Source organism: Ruania zhangjianzhongii, from assembly GCF_008000995.1.
Taxonomy (GTDB): domain Bacteria; phylum Actinomycetota; class Actinomycetes; order Actinomycetales; family Beutenbergiaceae; genus Ruania; species Ruania zhangjianzhongii.
The window spans coordinates 180,071-204,554 of record NZ_CP042828.1; the positions used below are offsets into that span (position 1 = coordinate 180,071).

The following is a 24,484-nucleotide window of genomic DNA, read 5'->3' on the forward strand; positions in this document are numbered from 1 at the left end:
CAGATGAAGACCACGACACATCGACCGACTCTCGCCCGCCGCCGCCGCACGGCGACCGTGGCCACCCTCGCCGCTGGCGTGCTGGCGCTCGCAGGCTGTGCCGGCTCCGGCAGCGCGGAAGACTCCGTGGCGCTGGACTATTGGCTCTGGGATGCCAACCAGCTGCCGGCGTACCAGTCCTGCGTGGACGCCTTCGAGGAAGCGAACCCGGACCTGCAGGTGCGGATCAGCCAGTACGGCTGGGACGACTACTGGCGCAAGCTCACCGCCAGCTTCGTGGCTGGTGCCGGCCCGGACGTGTTCACCGACCATCTCACCCGCTACCCGGAGTTCGCCGAGCGCGGTCTGCTGCTCGACCTGACCACGCTCGAGGCCACCGCCGATGCGGAGGCCGCCGAATTCCAGGAGGGCCTGGCAGACCTCTGGGTGGGGCAGGACGGCGCGCAGTACGGGATGCCGAAGGACTTCGACACGATCGCGTTGTTCTACGACGCCACCCTGATCACCGAGGCCGGGATGAGCCCGGAGGACCTCGACGATCTGGACTGGAACCCCGAGGACGGCGGCTCGTTCGAGGACGCCATCGCCCACCTGAGCGTGGACGCGAACGGTGTGCGGGGTGACGAGGAAGGCTTCGACCCGGAGAACGTCGCCGTGTACGGGCTCGCCTCGAACGGGTCCGGCGGGACGGACGGGCAGACGCAGTGGTCCTGGCTTGCCGGCTCCACCGGCTGGACCTTCACCGACGCCGATGTGTGGGGCACCGAGTACAACTTCGACGACCCGCAGCTGCAGGCCTCGCTGGAGTGGCTCTTCGGTCTGGTGGACAAGGGATTCATGGCACCCTACGAAGAGGTCGGCACCGAGCCGAACCCGCAGCAGGCGCTCGGCTCCGGGCGCGCGGCGCTGTCCGCCAACGGGTCCTGGATGCTGCCCACCTACGCCGGTCTGGACGGCATCGACCTGGGCATCGCCTCGCTGCCGAGCGGACCGGTAGGACACCCGGTCTCGATGTACAACGGGCTCGGTGACTCGATCAGCTCCCAGTCCGAGCACCCGGAGGAAGCCGCCCGGCTGGTGGACTTCCTCGGGTCGGACGAGTGCCAGACAATCGTCGGGGAGGCCGGTGTGGTGTTCCCCGCCCGCCCGGCCGGTACCGAAGCGGCACGGCAGGCGTTCGCCGACCAGGGCCTGGACGTCTCCCCGTTCCTGGACCTGGTGGAGAACCAGAACACCTTGTTCTTCCCGGTGACGCAGTCCTACGGGTCGATCACCGCGCTGGTGACGCCGATCATGGACGAGATCTATATCGGCAGCCGGGACGTTGCCACCCTGACCGAGGTGAACGAGCAGGTGAACGACATGCTGGGGTGAGCTGCCGGCGGGCCAGGAGGTGGGTGGCCGTGAACGGTGGTCTACGTGGCCGACGAGTCGGCGCGCGGCCGGACCTGGTTGATCGCCGGTGGTCGCGGTACAGTGACGGGAATGCACGCGGTTGCTGCAATTGCAATCGGATGTCGTCTCCGGAGGAGAACTCATGGCCACCGCCTCGCCGGAGCCTGCCCGCCGCTATGCCCTGATCGGCCTCTCGAACCGTGGGGTGGCCAGCTTCGCCCGCCCGCTCCTCGGGGTGGCCGGCGGCACCGACGCCGCGCTCGGTTACGGCGCCAGTGCTGACGACTTCTCGGCCTACGGGCAGCTGGTGGCGGTGCTGGACGTGGACCGTGCACGGGCGCAGGCCTTCGCCGAGACGATCCTGCCGCCGGGGCACCCGGAGGTGCTCGTCTACACCCCGGACCAGCTGCAAGAGCTGTTCACCGCCACCCGGCCGGACGCCGTCATCATCGCCTCCCCGGACCACACCCACGCCGACTACATCGAGGCGGCTCTGGCTCACGGTGTGGACGTCATCTCGGAGAAGCCGATGGTTGCCACAGCCGCCGAGGCTGCCCGGGTGCTCACCGCCGAGCAGGCCTCGACTGCCACGGTGCAGGTCACGCACAACCTGCGCTACACCGCCCGGCACCGCCGGATCAAGGAGTTGCTGGACGCCGGTGCAATCGGCAGGGTGCTGCACGTGGCGCTCGACTACCGGGTGGACGTGCGTCACGGTGCCAGCTACTTCCTGCGTTGGAACCGCACCCGGGCGGCCTCCGGCGGACTGACCATCCACAAGAGCACCCATCACCTGGACCTGATCGCCTGGTGGCTCGGCCAGCGTGCCGACACTGTCTATGCCGTCGGCGGCCGGGACTACTACGGGCCCGAGGGCGCACACCGCCCGAGTGGAGCGACCACTGCGCAGGTGCGCGCGGCCGACCCGTACTACCAGGCTCAGCTCGGGTCGGGCACGTTCCCTGACGATGCCACGGGAGTGCGCCGGGGGCTGTTCGACCTTCCCTACGAGGTGCAGTACCCGGCCGGTGCGGACCTGTATCTCTATGACGAGGAGATCGACATCGAGGACCACGTGAGTGCGTTGCTCACGTTCGACGGCGGAGCCACCGCGGCCTACGCCGTCACCTTCTCCTCCCCGTGGGAGGGCTACCGGGCCACGATCACCGGGACGCACGGGGTGATCGAGGTGTTCACCGGACGGACTCCGGACGGGGAACACCTACCCGGTTCCGGTGAGCTGGTGCTCCGGCCGATGTTCGCACCGGCAGAGGAGATCGAGGTGGCCAGTGCCGCAGGAGGGCACGACGGTGCCGACCCGCTGATGCGCCGCGACCTGTTCGCCGGGCCGGACGAGGAGTCGGTGCGCCTCGGCCTCGGCGCAAGTGCGGTGGCGGGAGCCTTCGCGGTGGCGGCGGGTGAGGCGCTCTGGCGCTCGATCGCCGAGCAACGGATCGTGTCCGTGCCCGAGCTGCTTGGCCGCTGAGCGCCCGCTCACTACCCGCCACCCCCATCGGCCGATTCGTTACTTCGCCCGCAGAGGCGATACCGCGGAGCACTACTGCCCGGGTGAGGTATCGCGTGAAGGGATTCACGGCCGAGGCGGGGCGGTAGAGTGTAGGCGTCCCACAGCCCGAGGAGAAGTTCTGTGACCATGCCGAACACCGGCCCGCAGGCCGTCAAGCTCAATGTGGACCGGAGCACCGGTGCCACCGTCTTCCAGACGACGCCGGCACGTATCGAGTGGACCGCGCAGGACCGGATCCGGGTGATCGACGTCCATCCCAGTGGCGACCCGGCGGCCGAACGCGTCGTGTTCGATTCGGCCCCGCAGGAGATCACCAAGGCTCGGTACTGGCCTGGCAACCCGAGCTGGCTGACCTTTTGGACCGGGAACGCCCGGGTGCGGGTGATTCCGGAGACTGCGATGCCCAGCCCGGAGCCGTGGGAGTCGGAGGCGCAGTACAACGAGCGACTGTCCACGCTCGCGGTGCCCGGCTGGCGCTGGTGGATCGAGCGGCTGAAGAGCTACGGCGTCAATGCGAAAGGCTGGACCTACGGGCGCGTGTTCGGGATGACGCTCCTGGGCCTGTTGGCGCTGATCGTTGCGATCTTCGTGATCTACGTGCTCGTCGAGGCCTTCGGCTGAGGAGTCCGCGTCGACGTCCTCGGCTGGCCGTGAGGATGCGGTCGCAGCCCGATCCTGGTGGGCCCCGGTCGCGGCTCGGCGGCTGGTCGGCGGCGACTTGCGGGCATGAGCGAGCCCGCGGGCTGCTCGGCTGGCCGAACGTGCACACTGGACGAGGGTGCGCCCCGCGGGCTCATCGGTGACTACCTGGTTCTCGCTGATGCCCCGCACCTGCGAGACGGCGGTCCGTCCGTAGTTGCTGACGGGCGACTAGCTGGTAGTCACCTCACGCGTCCGATAAGAATTCACTCTTCGGATCACCTCCTTTCCCGTGTACCGACCACGCTAGGCCGCCTCCCGGTGCCGGACAAGGGAATTTCCGCCCACGTTCGCCCACGGCGTGAGGAGCGTTTTGCCGCACCCTGTCGCTCCGGCTCGAACCAAGGCGACAGAGTGGGGCAAATCGATGGAGGGGTGGCTGTCGTGGTCCGGCGGATGACCGGGTGGGGAGCCGAGCCCATCGGCCGCACCGCCGCGCTTCGCTAGGCTCGGAGCATGTCACTGATCGGAGCACACGTCGGCCAGAGCGACCCGATCGCTGAAGCGCGGGCACGGGGGGTGAACTTCGCGCAGATCTTCATCGGGGATCCGCAGGCGTGGAAGGGGCACGAGGTCAATTACCCCGAGGGCCCGGCGGCGCTCAAGGAAGCGGCGGCCGAGGCGGGCATCACCCTGGTGGTGCATGCCCCGTATGTGCTGAACGTGGCCACGACAAACAACCGGATCCGCATCCCCAGCCGCAAGCTCCTGCAGAAGCAGGTCGATGCCGCCGCCGAGATCGGCGCGATCGGCGTGGTGGTGCACGGCGGGCACGTGCTGGCCACCGACGATGAGGAGATCGGCTTCGACAACTGGCGCAAGGCCGTGGACCAGTTGGACGCCGCAGTGCCGATCTTCATCGAGAACACCGCCGGCGGGAAGAAGGCCATGGCTCGCGGGGTGGCCAAGCTGACCCGACTCTGGGAGGCGGTACGCAGCGCCGACGGAGGGGACGCCGTCGGCTTCTGCCTCGATACCTGCCACGCCTACGCCGGGGGAGAGCAGCTCGACGGTCTGGTGCAGCGGGTGCTGGCGGCCACCGGTCGGATCGATCTGGTGCACGCCAACGACTCCCGGGACGACTTCGACTCCGGCGCTGACCGGCACGCCAACCTCGGCCAGGGCTCGCTCCCGCTGGACGCGCTGGCCGAGCTGATCCGCGAGGCAGGTGCGCCCGTGATCGTGGAGACCCCGGGCGGTGCCGCCGAGCAGACCAGTGATATCGCCTGGATCCGGGGGCGTAGTGACTGAGCGGGCGCACTGGCGGCTCTACCCGGTGGGGCCGCTCGGCTCGCTGGTGCGTGGCGTCAGCTGGGCACTGAGCAGCGTCCCGATCATCGCGATGCTGATGATCCTGCCGTTCCTCGGTATGTGGTACGTCGCGGACAAGGGCTCTTTCGGTGTGGACAGCACCGGACTGGCCTGGTCGACCTGGGCGGAGCTCGCCCTCGGAGTGGCTGTGCTGGTCTTCCCGTTGACCACGCTGACAGTCTCCGTGCTGAACCTGCTGCGCACCGTTCTCACGATCGGCGCATTGCGCCGAGCCGTGCGCCAAGGCGCCCGCGGTACCGAGGTGCCGCACCCGCAGCAGTGGGGGATGGCTACCGGATGGACCGGCACGGGGATGATCGTGTCCGCACTCCTGCTGACGGCGATGCTCGCCTTCTCGTGGGTGTTCACCGCTCCGGTGCGCACCTGGGTCGAGGCGAACCTCGTGCCCGAGGGCTGGGCCCTCGTTCCTCTGCCGGTGATCGCCATCGCGGTGGTGGTGGCTTTCCGGTTGTGGCGGAAGAAGCCCCTGGCCGAGTTGGAGGGCCGGTGGACCGAGGAGCGGCGATCGGCCGCGGAGGACGCAGCGGCTGCACGTGTGCCGAACCTGCCGACTGACGCAGACGGCGACCTGGTCAACCCGGCGACCACGCATCGCCGCCCCCTGGATCGCGCCGGAGACCGGGTCAACTCTGCCGGCCTGTGGATCACCGTGATCGCGATGTTCGATGCGGTCGTCACTCTGCCGGTGGGAACCTCGATGATTGGTGGCGGATTCGCTTCCAGCACTACTGAAGCGCTCCTCCTGAGCTCGTCGGTGCTGCTGGTGGCGATCGCGATTGCGTTGTACGCGCTCGGCGCCCTGTTGCAGCACGGCGCGCAGCTGAGCGAGCTTCGAGGACTTCTTGCCGCTGCGAGTCGGCCGTATGGGCCGATCCCGGAACTGAGTGTGCTTGCTCGGTACTGGCGACCGCTGGAGTACCCCTGGGTGAACTTCTTGGGCTGGGTTGGTGCGCTGGCACTCCTCTTTGCAGTTCCAGCCGCGCTGATGACCGACTCCGGCGCGGTGGAGCGCTGGGGCATTGCCGGTGGGGTGCTGGCCGTTCTCCTGCTGCTGGCCGCAGTGGTGGTTGATGTCGCGGCGGAGAACGTCACCCGGGACCGGCGCAACCTGATCATGCGGCAGTGGCCGATCCCTGACCCGAACTCTATGAACAAGAAGGCGCAGCTGGACTCGGCCCTCGAGGCGGATGTGGTCGGGTATGGCCAGCACCTCGGCGCTGGGCAGTGGGCACCGGCTGCTGCGGCAGCCCCGCCGCCCTCGGCCATGGGTCCGGGAGCCGCCGCCCCTCCCGGAATGACCGGGGGCTACTACCCGCCACCGGCGGCCGGCCCCGCTGCGCCTCCGGGTGCGCCGTATGCGCCACCAGTTGGCACGCCGCATGCACCGGCCGGAGGAGCGTACCCGCCACCAGGCCCTTACCCGCCGCCTCCGCTGCCGTCGGGGTCACCGGCCACCCTGCCGCCACCACCACGGGCTCCCCAGGGCAGGCGACGTGCCTGGGGGCCGCCCAAGAAGCTCCGCGGCCGCGGCCTCGGTGACCTTTACCGTTAACCGTGCCCACTGACCAGCGGACCGAGCCCGCCGATGCATCGGAGCCGCCTGAAGCCCCACCCGGCTGGTACGAGTACTCCCTCGGTCCGTACGGACTGATGCTGCAGGCGCTGCGCGCCAGTGCAATCCCGGTGGGGGTCGGGGCTGGGATCGCCTTCGGCCTGGTCCTGGTACTCGGCCTGCTCGGCGAGGAGGCCGTCTTCGACAGTTCAGCGATCAACGAGGGTCTGGACCAGTTCGCTCGTCTGATGCTCGGCGTCCTGTGCGCCGTGGCGGCGGCGGCCGCGCTGCTCGCTTGCCTGTGCGGCGGCTTGCTGCCCTGGGTGGCCGCCCGTCGGTTGCGTCACGAAGTCCGGACTGGCGCTGTCCGCACCGCTGTGCCCACGCCAGCACAACAGGACCTGCTCCTCGTTCCGATCGCCAAGGGGCTGAAGGGCCTCCTGGTCGGCTTCATCTGCCTGGACGCACTGGCACTCCTGATCTTCATCCCCGCTAGCTTCGCGAGCGGGTTCGACACCGTCTCGCTGCAGGTGCTCGGCGTCACGCTCGCCATCGGCGCGGCCCTGTTCGGGGGAGTGCGGTTGATCGATACGCGGCTACGGCCAGCGCACGGGAACGTGGCGAACGGGCTGCGCTCGTTCTGGCGCCCGGCGGAGGTGGGTGGGGTCCACCGTCGGATCCGGATCCAGAGCGAGGGCACGCCCACCGGTGGCGCACCTGTCCGGCCGGTAGCTCCGGGGTGGTACCGCCTGTGCACCGGGGGGCAACGCCTCGGTGCGGTGGGCGTTCAGGCGGGGTTCGCATTGCTGATGCTCGCGGTCTACATCCGCCAGCCGGGTCGCTATGCCGACCGCCGGGAGTTCGGCCCGTCGATGGAGCAGGGCATCGATCTGCTCGCCCTCAGCGCGGCAATCGTCGGGGGGATCGCGACCGCGATGCTGGTGATCACCGCACTGACCCGAGCGCTGATCCGCGCCACTGAGCGCCGTCGGCTGCACGAGAGCGCTGCCGACCCGCAGTCTGCACGGCCGGAGACGGCGCTCCTGCAGCGCCACTCCCACTCTGGAACCGTGCTGGCGGCACAGTTGCTCAGCGGTGCCGGCGGCGTCGGGCTGATTGTCGCGATCACCGCCCGTATCGATGCCGGGAGAGAGGGCTCGCTGTTTGCCGGGGCGGAGGCGATCTTGGGCCCGATGCTGGCCGGCTCGCTGCTGGCGATCATTCTCGGATGTGTGTGTCAGGCGCTGGAGATCGGGTTCGGGCGTGCGTCCCGGAACCGCATCCTGCTCCGGTGGCCGACCCGGCGGGCCAAGGACGAGGACGAGGACGACGAATAGCTGCCCGCCCGGGGCAGGCTCGGCCGCCAGCCTCTCACCCAAACCGCCCGGGGTGGCTGACTGCCCCCATTTGGGTTGACCCTAGGGTTCGGCTGGGAGGGCGACGTTGAGGCGGAACCCATCCGGCGCGTGTTCGGCGCTGACCGAGCCACCATGAGCCTCCACGATTCCGCGGACGATCGCCAGGCCGAGCCCGGCTCCCGGCGTCCCGTCGGTCTCGACGGCCGGTGTCCGTGAGGCGTTCTCCCGCCACCCGACCTCGAACATCCTGCTGAGGTCAGCGGGCGGGACGCCCTCGCCCGCGTCCAGCACGGACAGCAGCAACCCACCGCCGTCACCGTCGGTCGCGGTGATCAGGATCTCGGAATCTGGTGGGGCATGCCGGATGCTGTTCATCAGCAGATTGACGATCACCCGGTTCAGTTCGTGTGGGTCGGCCCAGAGCGTGTGCCCCGCCACGGCGTTGGGCGTGATCGTGAGGCCCCGGGTGGCGGCCGGCCCGGCCACGTCGGCGACGGCGCCGGAGACGATGTCGAGGAGTTCGACGTGCTCCCGTCGCAACTGGAGTGTGCCGCTGTGGATCTGGGACAGAGCGAACAGGTCGTCGACCAGGCGGCTCATCGCCCGTACCTGGGCGCGGATCTGCCGGACGTAGTCGGCCGGGTCTGTGACCTGGTCTTCCTCGAGAGCTTCGGCCAGGGCGCTGATCCCGGTGAGGGGTGTGCGTAGGTCGTGGGAGATCCAGGCGAACAGCTCGCGGCGAGAGGCGTCCAGCTGCTCGATCTCCGCTCGCGCGGCCGCGAGGTGCTCGGAGGTCTCGGCGAGCTGTGTCGAGACGTCGGCTAGCTCCTTCCACGCACCGGTGTCCGCGGCCACCACGTCCCCCTGACCGACCCGCTCGACAGAGGTGCGCAGCGTGCTGATCGTGGCCCGGGCGGTCCGGGTGGTGAGCAGTGCGGCCGGGATGCTCATCACCGCAGCCACGCCGATCACCCAGAGCAGCACGGTCAGGTCGTGCTCGGAGACGTACATCTGCGCGGCGATCACCGCCGTCGAGGAGACGATCGCGGCGACCACGGTCAGCACGACGACGGCGAGCTGGAAGCGGATCGACCGGCGCCGGTTCAGCCGCAGCGTCAGCACCGCCAGCACGGTGATCGCCGCGGTGCAGGCCGCCGTGTACGCGGCCACGAGGAGCAGGTCCGTTGCGCTGAGCATCATGGTGGGGGTGTCACGGTGAAGCGGTAGCCCCGGCCCCACTCGGTGAGCAGGTAGCGAGGAAACCGCGGCTCAGGTTCGATCTTCTCCCGCAGTCGGCGCACGTGCACGGTGACTGTCGATGGCTCCCCGAAGTTCCATCCCCACACCTCGCGGATCAGATCCTCGCGGGTGAGGATCCGGTCCGGGTTCTGCAGCAGGAACAAGAACAGCTCGTACTCGCGGCTGGTGAGCGTCATCTCCTGTTCCGCCAGCCAGATTCGCCGATGTGCCGGGTCCACCCGGAAGGGGCCCAGAACGAACGGTGCTGGCGTCACGTGCACCGCCCGGCTGCGCCGCACCATCGCATCGATCCGCAGCTGCAGCTCGCGCAACACGAACGGCTTCGCCATGTAGTCGTCGGCACCGCGGGTCAGGCCGTCGATACGTTCGTCGACCGAGTCCAGCGCCGTGAGCATGAGGATTGGCGTCTGTGGAGACTGCTCGCGCACCTCCCGGCAGAGTTCGTCACCGCCGACGCCGGGCAGCATCCGGTCCAGGACCAGCACGTCCGGGCGCGTGGTACGCAACGCTCGCTGCGCGCTCAGGCCGTCGGTAAAGGCGCTGACCGAGTAGTCCCGCCGACGCAGGTAGTCGGTGACCACGTTCAGCACGGTGGCATCGTCCTCCACCAGCATCACCTCGACCCGGTTCGCCATCCTTGCAGCGTAGTCTCGCCGGCCCGCCGCACCCGCTGGTCAGTTCTTACGCTCTTGAAAGACTCCGCCGGTCGTGGCGGCCCGCTGGATACGTTCGCGGCGTCGACCTATCCGGGCCGACGTCATCGGACGATCAACAGAAGGAATCCCCATGCGTAAGAGTGCACTCACCGGCGCAGCGTTCCTGGCCCTGACCTTGACGCTGGCCGCGTGCAGCGGAACCAGCGACGACTCGATGACCGACGAACCGATGACCGACGAACCGACGTCCAGCGAGTCGATGTCCGAGGACATGGCTGGCGAGGAGACGTCCGATGAGGACATGTCGGGTGAGGACATGGATGGTGAGGACATGTCGGGTGAGGGCATGGATGGTGAGGACATGTCGGACGAGGACATGACCGCGATGAGCGGGATGTTCGAGAGCCAGGACGGCATGGTCACCGGCTCGGTAGAGATCAGCGAGACCGAGATCGTGCTGAGTGACTTCTCCTCAGGCGAAGCGCCCGACCTGCGCCTCTACCTCACCCAGGGCACCGACGAGGCAGCCGTGTCCGAAGGGGTGGAGATCGACGCCGTCGCCTTCGACGAGGAGTCGCAGACGTTCGACCTCGACGGGGTGGACGTGACCGCGTACGACACTGTGCTGATCTACAGCGACGAGGAGGGTGCCGTGTTCGGTGCCGCTGCACTGTCCTGACCGGCCTGCTGGTTCTCGCCCGCACGACCGGCTGGACGCGACCTAGTACCAGCGCCCGAAGGCGGGAGCTCTCGTGCGCTGGCTGCGCCTAGTCGGAGACCGGCGCCAGATCCGGAGGCGGGCGCAGCCGGTCGGCCACCGATGCCCAGGCGGTCACCAGCTCGTTGGCGCGCTGGGTCAGCAGCTCGGCCGGCACGTCTGGGGTGAACAGCGCGCTGCCGATGCCGAATCCGGTGGCGCCGGCCGCCACCCAGTCTCCGAGCTGACCGGCGGACACCCCGCCGACCGGAACCAGTTCCACCTCCGGCGGGAGCACGGCGCCCCAGGCTCGCACCGCGGCGAGGCCGACCTGGTCGGCCGGAAAGATCTTCACCGCCCGGGCGCCGTGCCGGATCGCGGTGAAGGCCTCGGACACTGTCGCTACGCCGGGGTAGACCGGCACCCCGGAGGCGACCGCTTCGGCTACTACGTCCGGATCGGTGTGCGGGCAGACGATCAACTGCGCGCCAGCCTCGACGGCTGCATCCACGGCGGCCGGGTCGAGTACCGTTCCCGCGCCCACCAGAGCGCGATCGCCCAGCTGCTCGCGCAGGATCGTGATACTGCGCAGCGGGTCGGGGGAGTTCAGCGGCACCTCGAGAGTGGTCAGCCCGGCGCCGACCAGCGCTGCACCCACCTCCGCGGCACGCTCGGGCCGCAGCCCGCGCAGGATCGCTACCAGTCCGGTCGGTTCTCGGGTCATCGTCGGCTCCTTCGTTCGTCGGCGTCGGCGCCGGCGCCCGCGGGCACTGCTCCGGCTTCCGGCAGTAGGTGCAGCCTCCGGGCCAGGTGCACCAGTCCGCCCAGGGCCAGATCGTCGGCGGGTCGGGTGCCGGCGATCCCCGCCAGGGCGAGCACGCGCGCGTACCGCTCGCACAGCGCTTCGTCCCCGACCAGCGTCACCCGCTTCGGCGCCTGCGGCAACCACGCCAGCGCGCCGCTGATCTCGGCGGCGATCAGCAACCCGGAGAGGTAGTCGCGCACCTGCTCGGCCGCCAGGGAGCCCACCAGCACGCGGGAGCGTGCCTCGAAGACCAGGCTCAGCACCCCCTGAGGTGCGCGCTCCAGACCGAGCCGAGCTCCGCCGTCGAACGCATCCCGATCTGAGGCACCAGGTGGTGCAGCCACCTGCGAGAGGGTGCCGTGGGCGAGTAGCAGTGCGTACAGCTCCCCGGTCATCGCGGTGTGAAAATCAGTCAACCGGCCGTGCCGCGGCGCCGCCCACTTGCTGTGCGTGCCGGGCAGCACCAACGGATCGGCGTCCAGGCCGGCGATCACGGCACCGAGCAGTTGGGTCTCCTCACCCCGCATCACTCCGGTGTCCGTGCGCACCCCGGGCACCAGGTGCACCGGTCCGGCAGGCCCGGCCGCGGTGACCACCGGCGGGTAGCAGGGGTCGGCGAGCGTGGTCAGGTGGAGCGGGGCCTTGCGGTATCCGGCGTCCTGCCAGCCGCGAGCACTGCCCACCATCCCGCAGGCGAGCACCGGCGGCGCCATGGACAGCCAGTCGCCGGCGATCTCGGTCAGCGCGCGGGCGTACGCCTCCGGCTCGGTGCCGACGGACAGGATGCCCAGGGGTGCGCTGCGCGAGTCGAGCAGCCGGCCGTCGGCGTCAAGTGCGTAGGCCCGGCACGAACTCGTCCCCCAGTCCAGCGCCACCAGGGCCACCGACTCTGTTGCGCGCATGGCTGCAGCCTACGCACCTCCCGGCCCCGGTCCTCGCGGGCAGGCCGGGGGAGGGTGGCGTTACTCCTCGGCGATCGCCTCGTTCGCCGCCTGTTGGGCCTGCTGCAGCGCATCCTCGACCGGCAGGGTGCCTGCGAACAGCTGCTCGAAGAACGGGCCCATGGCGTTCGCGGCGGCATTGGCCCGGGGGCCCAGTGGTGCGGCCGCAGCGTTCCGTTCGGCGGCGGCGATGAACTCCGACGTGTCCACCCCCTGCTCCTCCCAGTAGTCGGTGAAGGAGCTCTGTGCCTCCACCGCTGCCGGGAAGGCGGCACCGGTCGCCCCGAGCGGCACCTGACCCTCGGCGCTACCGAGCCAGCGCAGCACCTCCACTGTGGCCTCGGGGTGCTCGGTGGCCGCGTTGCCGACGGCCGCAACCCCGTGCACCACACCGACGCGCCCCTGCGGCCCCTCGACCATCGGCGCGATCGCCCAGTCGAACTCGGCGTCGGCCATCGCCGGTAGCGAGTACTGGCCGGACTGGAACAGAGCCATCTTGCCCTGGACGAAGAGCTGCCGGGCAAGGTCACCGTTGGCGTTCGTCTCCGCCGCCGACGGGCTCACGTGGTGGGTGTTGATCAGGTCCACCAGATACTGGAAGGCGGCTACACCCTCCGGGCTGTCGAAGGCGTACTGGTCGCCGTCCTGGTACTGCCCACCGTTGGAGGCAAGGAAGTCGATGTAGATGGCTTGCAGGTCGTTCTGCGCGTTGAATCCGTAGGTGTCGATGCTGTTCGGATCGAAGTCGTCCTCCGCCGCCGTGGCGCCATTGCTGTCGACGGTCAGCTCCTGGGCCGCCGGCAGGAACGTGTCCTCCTCGCCGCTGGGGTCCCAGTGCAGGGTGGCCGGGTCGATCCCGGCGTCGGCGAGCAGGTCCACGTTGTAGAACAGCGCGATCGAGTCGGTGAGCTGCGGCACGCCCCACAGTGACCCATCCCGGGTGTAGAGGTCCACCACGGACTGGGTCCACTCATCGTGGTCGTCGCCGATCTCCTCGGAGATGTTCAGCAGGTTGCCGTTGTCCACGTACAGGCCGAAGTTGGAGGTGTTCGTCCAGAAGATGTCCGCCATCGTGCCGGACCCCACGTCCTGCGGCAGTCGGTCCCAGTAGTTCGCCCACGGCACCGTTTCGATCTCGACATCGATATCGGAGTTCTGCTCCTCGAATGCCGCGAACGTCTCCTCGTAGGCAGCGGCGGCGTTCTCGTCCCAGAGCCGGAACGTGACCGTGGTGCTGCCCTCGCCGCTGCCGTCGTCATCGGAGCTGCCCGGTGAACAGGCGGTGAGCACCAGGGCGGAGGCGCCGAGCAGGGCGGCACCGGTGAACAGCGTAGATCTGCGAATCGTCATTGCTCTCTCCCCACGGAAGGCGGCGCACTGCTGCACACACGCTGAGAGCACCGTAGCGCCGCCTGGCTGGACAGCACGGCCCACGGCACCGGAGCGAAGGGAATCGTGACCACTCCGTGAGGGTCCGGCGCACCGGACCTGGGCGTCCGGCGTCATCCCGACAGTGCGAGTGACGCCGACTGACACCATGGTGCTGTCGAATCTATTGACAGTGACACCACTGTGATGTCACCATGGCGTCATGGACCTGAACCCGTACCTCAACTCTCTACGTCAGGCGCTCGGCCACGCGGCCGGCACCTCGACCCCGGAGGTGCAGGAGGCCACCGAACGCCTCGCCCAATCGCTGGAACCGGCGCTGCGACTGACCCTGATGGAGCTGGCCTCCGACGTCGCGGCCGAGGTGACCTCCCGGCTGGACGGTGCAGTGGTGGAAGTGCGCCTCCGGGGCGGTCTGGCCGAGCTGGTGGTCGATCAACAGGCCCCGACCGAGCAGTTCGCAGCGCCCACATCACCTGAGCCACCTGCGCCACCCCTGCCGCCCGAGCCTGAGGATGCCTCCCACACCCGCGTGACGCTGCGGCTGCCGGAGTCGGTCAAGGCTCGCGTCGACGACGCTGCCGCCAGCGACGGCGTCTCCATCAACTCCTGGCTCGTACGAGCCGTACAGAAAGCCCTCATCACTCCCGGCGACGCCCCCGCGGCGGCCCGTCCGACTGGATCCGGCCGGCGGATGACCGGCTGGGTCCGCTGAAAGGAAGATCCCATGTTCGACAACGTCTTCGACGCCATCGCCGCACAACACATCGGCGGCCCGCTGGAGGAGCCCACCAAGCAGTCCCGGCGCCGGCCGGGCACGGTCACCTCCTATGTTCCGCGCCGGCAGCGGCGCAGTCCGGAGCTGTGAGCATGCGCGAGCAGGACTTCCCGGTCACCGGACCGATCCAGGTCCGCGCGCGGGTGCGCGCTTCCGACGTCACCATCACCGCGACTCAGACGTCCACCGCGACGGTGCAGCTCACCGGTGACCGTGAGCTCGCCGAACGCTCGCACGTCGATCTGGTCGGCGGCACGCTCGAGGTCGACGTGCCCCAGGTGCGTGGCGGCCTCTTCTCCGGGTTCGGCAGCAAGCTACGGGCGGAGATCACCGTTCCGACCGGGTCGAGCGTGCTGGCAAAGTCCGGCAGCGGCGACCTGCACACCACCGGCGACCTGGCCGAGGTCGAGCTGCGTAGCGGCTCTGGTGATCTGAACGTGAGCGCTGCCGCTCGCGCGACCACCACCAGCGGCTCCGGTGATGCCCGGATCGACCGGGCCGCGACGGTAGAAGCCGCCGCCGGCTCCGGCACTCTGTCCATCGGCAGCGCCGACGATGTCAGTGCACGCACCGGTTCCGGCGACATCATCATCGACTACGCCACCAAGGTGAGCGGGAGTGCCGGGTCCGGTGAGCTGCGGATCGGCGAGACCAGCATTGCCACACTTCGTTCCGGATCGGGCTCCATCCAGGTGAAGATGGTGCGATCCGGCGAGATCGGAGCGACGAGCGCCTCCGGAAGCCTGACAGTAGGCGTGGCAGACGGTACCCCGACCCTGCTCGACTGCCAGGCCGTCTCCGGCCGGGTGCGCAGTGAGCTGGAACCCAGCGGGGAGCCCGGCGAGGGAGAGAACTCGGTGGTGCTGCGCCTGCGTACGGCCAGCGGCAACATCACTGTGCTGCGCGCCTGAACCGGCGCCGTCGCCGACCTGAGCCGCGACGGCTGCAGCCTGAGCCTGCGACCTGCAAATCTTGGCCGACCTGTACAGGTTCCTGGCATGGTGTGCTAGTTTTTGGCCATGCAGCCAAGAATTGATCACGACAGCCAGCCGCCGCGTTCCTTCATCGAGGAAGCGCGGCGGGAACAGATCGTGACCGCTGCCGTCGAGACCATCGCCGAGGTCGGATACCACCGGGCGTCGATGGCCAGAATCGGCACCCGTGCAGGCATCAGCCGCGGACTGATCTCGTACCACTTCGCCGGGAAGGCCGAGCTGATCGGCCAGGTCCTCACCACTGTCTACACCGACGCAGCCGCCTTCATGGTGCCGAAGATCGACGCCGAGACCACGCCCGCCGGTCAGCTGCAGGCGTACATCCGCTCGAACCTGGAGTACATGCGCGCCTACCCCGCCCGCATGGTCGCGGTCGTGGAGATCGTCACCAGCGGCGGTCTGGCCGACCTGCCCGAGGCCGACCCGGGCGCGTTCGACCAGAATCTTCTCTCGCCCCTGGAGCAACTGTTCGTGGCGGGCCAGGCAGGCGGCGAGTTCCGGGACTTCGACGTCAGCGTCATGGCGCGGATCGTGCGCAGCGCGATCGATGCCGTGCCCACGGCGCTGTCCCGCGATCCCGACCTCGACATCGATCTCTACCTGCGGGAGATCACCACCGCCGTCGACTATGCCACCCGGCCGGTGCGGCTCACTTCGGAGGAAACATGACCGTTCTTGACAACAAAGTCGCGCTGGTCACCGGCGGAGCCGGCGGAATCGGTGCGGCGATCGCCCGCCGCTTCGCCTCCGGCGGCGCGCACGTAGTGGTCGCGGATATCGATCCGGCTGGGCAGAGCCTCGCTCGGGAGATCGGCGGCGTATTCGTCCACACTGATGTCGCTCAGTTGGCGGACAACCTCGCCGCCGTTCGAACCGCGACCGAACACTTCGGCAGCCTCGACATCACCGTGCTGAACGCCGGGATCGGTGAGCAGGGCGGATTCATCGAGGAGTTCCGCCCCCAGCACTACCGGGATCTGGTCTCGGCCAATCTCGACGGCGTGGTGTACGGGGTGCATGCAGCGCTGGCGGTGTTCCTCGAACAGAAATCCGGCGCGATCCTGGCGATGTCCAGCCTGGCCGGACTGACGGAGAGCCCGATCAATCCGCTCTATGCGGCCACTAAGCACGCAGTGATCGGGCTGGTCCGCTCCGTCGCCCCGAGCGTGGCCGAGAGCGGCATCACCGTCAATGCGCTCTGCCCGACCTTTATCGACACCCCGATCCTGGGCGAGGCGGTCCCGTTCATCAGCGAAATGGGACTGGCGGTGCTCTCGCCCGAACGGGTCGCCGAGGTTGCCGAACTGGTGCTGGCGCGCGGTGTGACCGGACAGGCGTGGCCGGTCGTGGCCCATGGCGAGCCGGGACCCTTCGCGTTCGGCGATATCCCGTCGATCATGTCCGACCCGCACCCACAGGTATCGGAGTCCGCACCATGACCATCCTCGCCCGCGCCCTCGGCGTCACCCGCCGGTACAACGACACGATCGCGCTGGCCGATGTGTCCCTGGACATCCCGGCCGGGCAGGTGCTCGGACTGCTCGGTCCTAACGGCGCGGGCAAGTCCACCCTGATCAACGTGATGACCGGCCTGCTGCGACCCAGCTCCGGCAGTGTCGAACTGTGCGGCGACGACCCGCGCAGTGAGGCGACCCGGCGCGTGATCGGCGTGACCCCGCAGGAGACCGGACTTCCGGAGACCTGGCGGGTGCGGGAGCTGCTGGACTTCGTCGTCGCGCACTTCCCCGACCCGGTGGATCCGGCCGACCTGCTCGACCGCTTCGACCTCACGCCGCTGGCCGACCGGCAGGCCGGTGGCCTCTCCGGCGGACAGCAGCGGCGGGTCGCGGTTGCGCTGGCGTTCGCGGGGCGGCCGAGGCTGGTGTTCCTGGACGAGCCCACCACCGGTCTGGACGTGGACGCCAGGCGGGCGCTGTGGGAGGGCATTCGTTCTTTCCACGCCGATGGCGGAGCTGTGCTGCTGACCAGTCACTACATCGAGGAGGTGGAGGTGCTGGCCGACCGGGTGGTGGTGATGGACCAGGGCAGGGTCATCGCCGATGGTGGCGTCGCCGAGATCCGCGACCGGATCCAGCTCAAACGGGTCACGTTGACCGACCCGGTGCTGCCCGTGCTGAGTCAGGTCGCCTCGATCGAGCGCGAGAGCGACCGCACCCATCTGCTCACCAATGACGTCACGGCGCTGGTCCGGGAACTGGTGACCTCCGGTGCGTCATTCACCGACATCGAGATCGAACCCACCTCGCTGGAGGACGCCTTCCTGGCGATCACCGGCGATCGGCAGACCACCTGACGCGAAAGGCCGATCCATGTCCTCATTGACCATGACCTACACCCGGCGGCACCTCGCCGAGACGATCCGCACGCCGACGATGTTCCTGACCGTGGCGCTGGTCCCGGTAGGAGTGATGCTGTTCTTCGTCGTTCCTTTTATCGGCCAGGACACGGCGGCGATGACCTCGGCTGCTGGGATGCTGGCGGTGTTCGGCGTTCTGATGGCGTGCGTCGGTCACTTCAGCATGGTGATCGCCTCGCAACGCGAGACCGCCTGGGGGAACTATCTGCGCACCCTTCCAGGCGGAATCACACCGCAGATGCTCGGCCACCTCCTGGTCGGGCTCGTGGTCGTCGCTGCCGCGATCATCCCGATCGTGGTGGTGGCCGGACTGTTCACGGCCGCGTCGGCTCCGCCGTCCCGGGTGTTGCTGGCAGCGGGAGCACTGTTGATCGCGGTGGTGACCTTCACGCTGCTGGGGCTGGCGGTTGGCTACCTGATGTCCATGCGGGCGGCCGCTATCGCCAACAGCATCGGCTTCCTTCCGCTCGCAGTGGCTGGCGGCATGTTCTTCGACCGTGCCGACATGCCCGCGTTCATCGAGCAGATCGCGCCCTTTGTGCCCACCGGGGGCGCGAGCGACCTGGTGCTGGTGGCGCTGACCGGAGAGCCCGTCGGGTCGCTGTCCCTGGTGATGCTCGCGGTGTGGATCGTGATCTTCGCCGGGCTTACCGTCTGGGGCTACCGCCGGGATCAGGTCCGCCGGTTCGGCTGAGGCCGCGTGCTAGCCCGAGCGAACCGGATCCGCTAGCGTCGGCGCGGTGACGGCAGCGTCGCTCCGGCTGACCAAGCACGCCTGCGTGGAGCTGCAGCGAGGGCAGCACCGGATCCTCGTGGATCCCGGCGGGCCGGGCGAGGCGCCCGACCTGGCCGGCTGCTCCGCTGTGCTCGTCTCTCACGGTCACTTCGACCACGCCGACCGCGGGCTCCTCGAGGAGGCCGTTGCCGGTGGAGTTCCGGTCCTCGGACCGTCCGATCTGGGCTCACTGGTCGGTTCGGAGGCCCTCGCGGCGGGATCACCGTGCTCCGGCCGCGCTCTGCGGCTCACGCCCGGCCAGCACCTCGAGCTGCGCTGATCGGCACCCGCATCGGGGGTACCGCAGGCGATCTGAGGTCAGCCCCGCCGACCTCGGACCGCACGGGCTGCCTCCGATGGCGCCATCGATCCCCTCTAGGCTGAACCGATGCAGACCTTCACCACCCGGCCCGAGCTGCTCGGCACGTTCGGCATGGTTGCCTCCACCCACTGGCTCGCCTCCGCCGCGGGCATGTCGATCCTCGAACGCGGCGGCAATGCCTACGACGCGGCGGTCGCGACCGGCCTGGTGCTGCACGTAGTGGAGCCGCACCTGAACGGCATCGGCGGCGATATGCCCGCGATCTGCCATGACGCACGCACAGGCCGAACGTTCGTGGTCTGCGGACAGGGGACCTCGCCGTCGGCGGCCACACCCGAGGCCTACGCCACGCTCGGCATCGAGGCGATCCCGGGCACCGGCCTGCTGCCGGCCACGGTGCCCGGCACATTTGGTGCCTGGCTGCTGATGCTCGAGCGCTACGGCACGATGCACCTGCGGGACGTGGCCGAGCAGGCGATCGGCTACGCCCGCCACGGCTACCCGCTGGTGGGCCAGGCCTCGGCCACGATCAGTCAGGTGGCCGAGGTCTTTCGCACCCAGTGGCCCACCTCGGCGCAGATCTATCTTCCCGGGGGCCGGGCTCCGGGGCCGCGGGAGCGGTTCGCCAACCCGGTGCTCGCCGACACCCTGGACCGTCTGGTGGCCGAGGGGGAGGCCGCCGGCCCGGGTCGCGAGCAGCAGATCGAGGGCACTCGGCGCGCGTTCTACTCCGGGTTCGTGGCCGAGGCGATCGATGCCTTCAGCGCTACCGAGCAGCCCGACGGTTCCGTGGTGGGCTCGCCGGGCGCCGACGGCCTCACCCGGCATCGCGGTCTGCTCACCGGCGCCGACCTGGACGGTTGGCGGGCGAGTGAGGAAGCACCGCTGACCGTCGACTTCGCCGGCCATCAGGTGGCCAAGACCGGCCCCTGGGGGCAGGGCCCGGTCCTGCTGCAGCAGCTCGCCATGCTGGAGGCCGCCGGGCTGGACGGTCTCGGACCGGGATCAGCGGACCTGGTGCACCTGGTCACCGAGGTGGCCAAGCTGGCCTTCGCCGACCGGGAGGCCTTCTACGGCGACCCGGACCACTCCCACGTGCCGGTCGAGTCGCTGCTCTCCGCCGAGTACGCCGCGGAGCGCGTCCGCCTGGTCGGTGCGCAGGCGGACCTCACTCTCCGGCCGGGGTCGCCGGGCGGCGTGGCGCCCCAGCTGGGTGCGCGGGTGCGTGCCGCGATGGCCGACGGCGGAGACTGGCCGGACGGATTGGCCTCGCCGGGTCAGGGCGAACCCACCGTTGCGCGCGGGGACACGTGTCACCTGGACATCGTCGATCGCTGGGGCAACGTGGTCGCCGCGACACCGTCGGGTGGCTGGTTGCAGTCTTCACCGACGATCCCGGGGCTGGGCTTTGCGCTCGGTACCCGGGGGCAGATGTTCTGGACTGAGCCGGGACTGCCCACCTCGATCGGTCCGCGCCGGCGGCCACGCACCACACTCAGTCCAGGGATGGTGCTTCGCGAGGGGAAGCCGTACCTGGCGTTCGGTACCCCTGGCGGAGATCAGCAGGACCAGTGGGTGGTGCCGTTCCTGATCAACCACCTCGTGCACGGTATGGATCTACAAGCCGCGATCGACGCCCCGAACTGGCACAGCACGCACTGGCCGAGCTCGTTCGCACCCCGGATGGCCGAGCCGGGTGGGTTGCGCGCCGAGGACCGGCTCGGGCCGGCGGTGCTGGACGACCTGGCCGGGCGAGGACACCGGGTCTCCGCCTCCGGGCCCTGGTCGCTGGGCCGGATCAGCGCCGCCGGGATCCGCAGCGACGGGATACTGATGGCCGCCGCCAATCCGCGCGGGATGCAGGGCTACGCCGTAGGCCGCTAACTCTGCCCTGAGCGAGGTCGTCATGTCAGCCGTGCGCTATAACGCACGGCTGACATGACGACCATGCTCTGGCTGGGTCTCGACATCGACCTGCGGTGGACTTAAGACGATACGGATCAGCCGAAGGGTGGATGTGCCGAGCCGTGTGTGCAGGGCACAGTGGCAGTATCGACGCACGCTGGGGGGCAGCGGCCGTGGTGACCGGGGTATCCGGGGCAGAGCGCTGTGCCCGGTGGAATCGCCGTCGGGCATCGCGTCGCCTGCTCGGCCGCGCGTGCGGAGCCCTGCGTGAATGGAGGTGCCCATCATCAGCATCGAGACGAGCCCCGCCCTGCTACAACTCCTCGGCCCGGTCTGGCTGGAGGACGGGCCATGGCCCTGTTGGAGTGACCCGGATCTGTGGTTCGCCGAGCATTCCGACCGGGTGGAGACTGCCAAGCAGCTCTGCCGGGAATGCCCGGTGCGCCAGGCGTGCCTGGAAGGCGCGCTGGCCCGGCGTGAGCCCTGGGGAGTCTGGGGCGGTGAGGTGTTCGAGCGGGGCCGGGTGCAGCCGACCAAGCGAGGCCGTGGCCGTCCGCGCAAGTACGCCGTGGCCTGACGGCACGCTCCTACCCGCCGATCGAGGGACTGGCTGACCGGCTGGAGTCAGCGCTGCTCTCGCTCACCAGGAGAGCGTGCGCGGGGCCGCCGAGTGCCTCGAAGGTGTGCGGTTCGTCGCCGGGATAGGTGATGAAGTCTCCGGTAGCGAGTTCCACTGTGTCCTCCGCCGGGCCGACCAGCGCTCTCGGCCGGCGGCCAGGTACACGTGTTCGATGGTGCCCCGCGCGTGCGGGGCTGACTCGCGCGCCTGCCCCGGCTCCGCGGTGATCCGGTACAGGTCCCGGCGCACCCCGGGTGGGCTGGCGGTCAGCAGCGTGGCCACGTAATCGGCCTCGGAGGCGGCCACGGCCGGACCCTCGCCCGCCCGAATCACCTGGATCGGGCTCGCTGGGGGCTCGATCAGCTGGGAGAACGGGATGCCGAGCGCCACCGCCAGCGCCCACATCGTTTCCAGGCTCGGGTTGCCGGTGCCGGACTCGAGTTGGGACAGCGTGGACTTCGCCACTCCCGCGCGCCGGGCCAGCTCGGTCAGCGAGATCCCCACTCGGCTGCGCTCGCGTTGAATGCTCGCCGCGATAGCGGCCCGCGGCAGCTGTGCCTCCGCCGTCATCACCTGTGCCTTTCGTGGTCAGCCCTACCGGCCGGACTTGCCGGAACGTCCGATTAGCGTTCATCATAACGATCATGAGTTCGGGTCAGCGAACGGATGCGGTGTCACTCCGCACAGTGGCGATGATCTCGCTGTCGATGGCACTGGTGGGTGTTGCCTACGGTGCGATGAGTGTGGGCGCGGGGCTGCCGGTGTGGGTGGCTCCGCTGCTCGGTGTGGTCGTGCTGGCCGGCTCGTCCGAGATGCTCTATGTGGGGCTGGCGACTGCCACCTCGCCCTGGCTGGCGCTGCCGGCAGCACTGCTGGTGAACGTGCGGCACGTGCCCTACGGGATGGCGCTGCGCCCGGCACTCGGCCAGGGCGCGACCCGTGCCTACCGCGCACATGTGATGAATGATGAGGCGGTGGCGTTCGCGCTCGCCGAGCGGGACCCGGAGCGCTCCGGAAGCGCGCTGACCCGGATCGGCACCGGAGTACTGATCGGCTGGCCTGCTGGCGCGCTGGCCGGTGGGCTGCTCGGCCGCGGCATCGACCAGTACGCCTTCGGGCTGGACGCGATCTTCCCGGCGGTGATCCTCGCCCTCGTGCTACCGGCCCTGAAGCGGGCCCGACTGCGGCCGGCAGTGATCGGTGCGGCGATCGTGTCGGTGCCGGCGGCGCTGCTGCTCCCGGAGGGGCTGGGCCCACTGGCCGGTGTGCTTGCCCTCCCGCTGGCGCTGTGGCGCTCGCGGGAGGTTTTCGTTGGCCGCGGGGAAGACGACGGTTCGTTCGGCGACCCGGACGAGGGCAGCGGGGCAGGGCGATGAGCGAGCTGGTGGCGCTGCTGCTCGGTGGGCTGGTGCTCGCCGTCGGCACCTATGCGATGCGTGCTGGTGGCGGGGCGATCGGTGACCTGCTTCAGCCCTACCCCCGGCTGCAGCTGGCGGTCGAGGACTCCGCGGTACTGATCCTGGCCTCGGTGATGGCCACCAGCGCGCTGACCGACGGTCAGGCCTACGCTGGCTGGGCTCGCCCGGCCGGAGTGGCGCTCTCCGGGCTGCTCGCCTGGCGCGGAGTGCCGCTGCCGATCGTGCTCCTGGTCGCGGCCGGCGCTACGGCGGGCCTGCGCGCGCTCGGGGTGGCCTGACGCGGCCGGGTGTCAGTGCGCGCCGGTAGCTGTCATGGTTGCGCCGGCGCCAACGAGCTGAGGAACTCGCTGGCGCGCTCAAGCACCGTGACGGCGGCGGCCTGGTCGTAATCCGCACTGCTGGAGTCGGTGAATAGGTGGGTCTTGCCCGGATAGAGAAAGGCCTCCAGCTCCGGGTGGTCGGCCTGAACCGCGCGGGCCGCCTCCAGGTCACCGTCGCCGATGAAGAATGGGTCCTCGTCCATCCCGTGCACCTGGGCCGGGACTCCGCTCGGCCAGCTGCCCTCGAGCTGGGTCGGATCGATAAAGGCGTGCAGGAACAGGCCACCCAGGGCCTCGGGGGTGGTCTGCAGCAACTGCTGCGCGGGCATGACCCCGACCGAGAAGCCGCCGAAGACCACGCGTTTCGGAAGCGGGGCTGCCGCTTCGATCCCGCGCCGCATCACCTCGTCGAAGCCGATCGACCCGGCGTAGCCGATCCCCTCGTCGATCGTGGGGAAGGTGCGACCCTCGAACAGGTCGGGCGTGTGCACAGTGTGCCCTTGTGCACGGATCAGTTCGGCGAAGTTGCGCACACCGTCGGTCAGTCCCAGGACGTGGTGGAAGAGTACGAGTTCAGTCATGACCCCACGCTAGGCCCAGGCGGGGACATTCTGCTTCCGCGGAACACGGATCCGAACGCTCTGAGGCGTCCGATCGCCGCAACGCGGCGCTGATTGCAGCGCATCGAGGTGTCGACCGGATCATCGGGATCGACCGACCCACGATGGTCCGACTGCCGGTGGCAAACTACCCTCGAAGCCATGCGCCACCGACTCGCCGCCGTACTCCTCGCCGGACTGCTCACCGGTGCGCTTGCAGGGTGCGCGGGTGAGGGCTCCGACCCGACGGACCCTCCGACCACCCTCCAGCCCTCCACCGACTCGCCGGAGCCTTCGGACACACCGGAACCGACCGACGACGCCGCCGACCTCCCCGAGAACGTGCAGGAGGCTGTCGAGGACCTGGCCGATCGGCTCGGCGTGGCGCTGGCGGATATCGATGCCGGATCGCTGGAAGAGGTGACCTGGCCCGACGGCTCACTCGGCTGTCCGGAGCCTGGGATGTCCTATCCGCAGGTACTCACCGACGGCTACCGGGTGATCCTCACGGCAGACGGCGACGAGTATGCCTATCACGCCGGTGAGGGCGGGGAGCTGGCCTACTGCGCCGACCCGAGCGATCCGGTCGCCGGCGACACGCAAGTGTCCTAACGCTCCCGGCTGTACGACGATCGCCCGCCAACTCCCCGCGCCGACTCACCGTGCCGGCGGTGGTTCCTCCGTCGGCGGGGCGTGACGGCCATGCGTCCGTGGCTCGGCGACCGGCTCCTCGAGGAGCGGCTCCCCGGTGGCCGGATCGTTCG

General features: G+C 69.5%; 27 protein-coding genes. 20 read left to right on the forward strand and 7 right to left on the reverse strand.

Going from position 1 to position 24,484, the window contains the following annotated elements; translation table 11 throughout:
* Positions 1-3 precede the first annotated feature (3 nt).
* From FU260_RS01060 to FU260_RS01085, 6 genes are all read left to right on the forward strand, one after another.
* Positions 4-1,374, forward strand: a complete 1,371-nt coding sequence (locus FU260_RS01060) for an ABC transporter substrate-binding protein (RefSeq protein ID WP_147915381.1) — start codon at positions 4-6, stop codon at positions 1,372-1,374.
* Positions 1,375-1,537: 163 nt separating this feature from the next.
* Positions 1,538-2,881, forward strand: coding sequence for a Gfo/Idh/MocA family protein (locus tag FU260_RS01065; protein WP_147915382.1), 1,344 nt, complete (start codon positions 1,538-1,540; stop codon positions 2,879-2,881).
* Positions 2,882-3,043: 162 nt separating this feature from the next.
* The gene (locus FU260_RS01070; RefSeq protein ID WP_147915383.1) at positions 3,044-3,544 is read left to right on the forward strand and encodes a hypothetical protein; all 501 of its coding nucleotides are present in this window, start codon (positions 3,044-3,046) and stop codon (positions 3,542-3,544) included.
* 534 nt (positions 3,545-4,078) lie between these two features.
* On the forward strand, positions 4,079-4,873 hold the full coding sequence (locus tag FU260_RS01075; protein WP_147915384.1) for a deoxyribonuclease IV: 795 nt from the start codon (positions 4,079-4,081) through the stop codon (positions 4,871-4,873).
* Positions 4,866-6,506 (forward strand): hypothetical protein, encoded by a 1,641-nt coding sequence (locus tag FU260_RS01080; RefSeq protein WP_147915385.1) that lies wholly within the window; start codon positions 4,866-4,868, stop codon positions 6,504-6,506. The genes FU260_RS01075 and FU260_RS01080 overlap by 8 nt, the downstream gene beginning before the upstream one ends.
* Before the next feature lie 2 nt (positions 6,507-6,508).
* Positions 6,509-7,843, forward strand: coding sequence for a hypothetical protein (locus FU260_RS01085; protein WP_147915386.1), 1,335 nt, complete (start codon positions 6,509-6,511; stop codon positions 7,841-7,843).
* 81 nt (positions 7,844-7,924) lie between these two features.
* Here FU260_RS01085 and FU260_RS01090 read toward each other — a convergent pair whose 3' ends face one another.
* Positions 7,925-9,064 carry a sensor histidine kinase gene (locus tag FU260_RS01090; RefSeq protein ID WP_187368351.1) on the reverse strand — a complete coding sequence of 380 codons (1,140 nt, stop codon included), beginning with the start codon at positions 9,062-9,064 and terminating at the stop codon, positions 7,925-7,927.
* Positions 9,061-9,759, reverse strand: a complete 699-nt coding sequence (locus FU260_RS01095) for a response regulator transcription factor (RefSeq protein ID WP_210418171.1) — start codon at positions 9,757-9,759, stop codon at positions 9,061-9,063. Before FU260_RS01095 ends, FU260_RS01090 begins: the two co-directional genes overlap by 4 nt.
* 151 nt (positions 9,760-9,910) lie before the next feature.
* Here FU260_RS01095 and FU260_RS01100 point away from each other — a divergent pair, with 151 nt between their 5' ends.
* On the forward strand, positions 9,911-10,459 hold the full coding sequence (locus FU260_RS01100; RefSeq protein WP_147915387.1) for a DM13 domain-containing protein: 549 nt from the start codon (positions 9,911-9,913) through the stop codon (positions 10,457-10,459).
* 88 nt (positions 10,460-10,547) lie between these two features.
* Here FU260_RS01100 and FU260_RS01105 read toward each other — a convergent pair whose 3' ends face one another.
* Genes FU260_RS01105 through FU260_RS01115 form a run of 3 tightly spaced genes read right to left on the reverse strand, consistent with a single transcriptional unit; the run spans position 10,548 to position 13,573 of the window.
* Positions 10,548-11,201, reverse strand: coding sequence for a 2-dehydro-3-deoxy-6-phosphogalactonate aldolase (locus FU260_RS01105; protein ID WP_147915388.1), 654 nt, complete (start codon positions 11,199-11,201; stop codon positions 10,548-10,550).
* Positions 11,198-12,184 (reverse strand): 2-dehydro-3-deoxygalactonokinase, encoded by a 987-nt coding sequence (locus FU260_RS01110; protein ID WP_147915389.1) that lies wholly within the window; start codon positions 12,182-12,184, stop codon positions 11,198-11,200. The genes FU260_RS01105 and FU260_RS01110 overlap by 4 nt, the downstream gene beginning before the upstream one ends.
* Before the next feature lie 60 nt (positions 12,185-12,244).
* The gene (locus FU260_RS01115; RefSeq protein ID WP_147915390.1) at positions 12,245-13,573 is read right to left on the reverse strand and encodes an ABC transporter substrate-binding protein; all 1,329 of its coding nucleotides are present in this window, start codon (positions 13,571-13,573) and stop codon (positions 12,245-12,247) included.
* A gap of 241 nt (positions 13,574-13,814) precedes the next feature.
* Here FU260_RS01115 and FU260_RS01120 point away from each other — a divergent pair, with 241 nt between their 5' ends.
* The 10 genes from FU260_RS01120 (at position 13,815) to FU260_RS01160 (ending at position 21,341) form a co-directional block, all read left to right on the forward strand.
* Positions 13,815-14,327: an Arc family DNA-binding protein gene (locus tag FU260_RS01120; RefSeq protein WP_147915391.1), complete on the forward strand. Its 513-nt coding sequence runs from the start codon at positions 13,815-13,817 to the stop codon at positions 14,325-14,327.
* Positions 14,328-14,339: 12 nt separating this feature from the next.
* Positions 14,340-14,480, forward strand: coding sequence for a hypothetical protein (locus FU260_RS23435; RefSeq protein ID WP_168211599.1), 141 nt, complete (start codon positions 14,340-14,342; stop codon positions 14,478-14,480).
* A gap of 2 nt (positions 14,481-14,482) precedes the next feature.
* Positions 14,483-15,301, forward strand: coding sequence for a DUF4097 family beta strand repeat-containing protein (locus FU260_RS01125; RefSeq protein WP_147915392.1), 819 nt, complete (start codon positions 14,483-14,485; stop codon positions 15,299-15,301).
* Between the two features lie 108 nt (positions 15,302-15,409).
* Positions 15,410-16,054 (forward strand): TetR/AcrR family transcriptional regulator, encoded by a 645-nt coding sequence (locus tag FU260_RS01130; protein WP_147915393.1) that lies wholly within the window; start codon positions 15,410-15,412, stop codon positions 16,052-16,054.
* On the forward strand, positions 16,051-16,824 hold the full coding sequence (locus FU260_RS01135; protein ID WP_147915394.1) for an SDR family NAD(P)-dependent oxidoreductase: 774 nt from the start codon (positions 16,051-16,053) through the stop codon (positions 16,822-16,824). The genes FU260_RS01130 and FU260_RS01135 overlap by 4 nt, the downstream gene beginning before the upstream one ends.
* On the forward strand, positions 16,821-17,699 hold the full coding sequence (locus FU260_RS01140) for an ABC transporter ATP-binding protein (RefSeq protein ID WP_147915395.1): 879 nt from the start codon (positions 16,821-16,823) through the stop codon (positions 17,697-17,699). The genes FU260_RS01135 and FU260_RS01140 overlap by 4 nt, the downstream gene beginning before the upstream one ends.
* A 16-nt stretch (positions 17,700-17,715) precedes the next feature.
* Positions 17,716-18,456, forward strand: a complete 741-nt coding sequence (locus FU260_RS01145; protein ID WP_147915396.1) for an ABC transporter permease — start codon at positions 17,716-17,718, stop codon at positions 18,454-18,456.
* 46 nt (positions 18,457-18,502) lie between these two features.
* Positions 18,503-18,817, forward strand: coding sequence for an MBL fold metallo-hydrolase (locus FU260_RS01150; protein WP_147915397.1), 315 nt, complete (start codon positions 18,503-18,505; stop codon positions 18,815-18,817).
* 108 nt (positions 18,818-18,925) lie between these two features.
* Positions 18,926-20,743: a gamma-glutamyltransferase family protein gene (locus FU260_RS01155; RefSeq protein ID WP_147915398.1), complete on the forward strand. Its 1,818-nt coding sequence runs from the start codon at positions 18,926-18,928 to the stop codon at positions 20,741-20,743.
* Between the two features lie 292 nt (positions 20,744-21,035).
* Complete coding sequence (locus tag FU260_RS01160) at positions 21,036-21,341, forward strand: WhiB family transcriptional regulator (protein WP_147915399.1); 306 nt, start codon at positions 21,036-21,038, stop codon at positions 21,339-21,341.
* Positions 21,342-21,404: 63 nt separating this feature from the next.
* Here FU260_RS01160 and FU260_RS01165 read toward each other — a convergent pair whose 3' ends face one another.
* Positions 21,405-21,953 (reverse strand): helix-turn-helix domain-containing protein, encoded by a 549-nt coding sequence (locus FU260_RS01165; RefSeq protein ID WP_342355246.1) that lies wholly within the window; start codon positions 21,951-21,953, stop codon positions 21,405-21,407.
* Positions 21,954-22,027: 74 nt separating this feature from the next.
* Between FU260_RS01165 and FU260_RS01170 the strand changes: the two genes are divergently transcribed.
* Entirely contained in the window at positions 22,028-22,759 is a 732-nt protein-coding gene (locus FU260_RS01170) for an AzlC family ABC transporter permease (protein WP_147915400.1), read from the forward strand.
* The gene (locus tag FU260_RS01175; RefSeq protein WP_147915401.1) at positions 22,756-23,079 is read left to right on the forward strand and encodes an AzlD domain-containing protein; all 324 of its coding nucleotides are present in this window, start codon (positions 22,756-22,758) and stop codon (positions 23,077-23,079) included. The genes FU260_RS01170 and FU260_RS01175 overlap by 4 nt, the downstream gene beginning before the upstream one ends.
* 32 nt (positions 23,080-23,111) lie before the next feature.
* Here FU260_RS01175 and FU260_RS01180 read toward each other — a convergent pair whose 3' ends face one another.
* The gene (locus FU260_RS01180) at positions 23,112-23,702 is read right to left on the reverse strand and encodes a dienelactone hydrolase family protein (RefSeq protein ID WP_147915402.1); all 591 of its coding nucleotides are present in this window, start codon (positions 23,700-23,702) and stop codon (positions 23,112-23,114) included.
* Positions 23,703-23,882: 180 nt separating this feature from the next.
* Here FU260_RS01180 and FU260_RS01185 point away from each other — a divergent pair, with 180 nt between their 5' ends.
* Positions 23,883-24,332: a hypothetical protein gene (locus FU260_RS01185; protein ID WP_147915403.1), complete on the forward strand. Its 450-nt coding sequence runs from the start codon at positions 23,883-23,885 to the stop codon at positions 24,330-24,332.
* Positions 24,333-24,484: the final 152 nt, after the last annotated feature.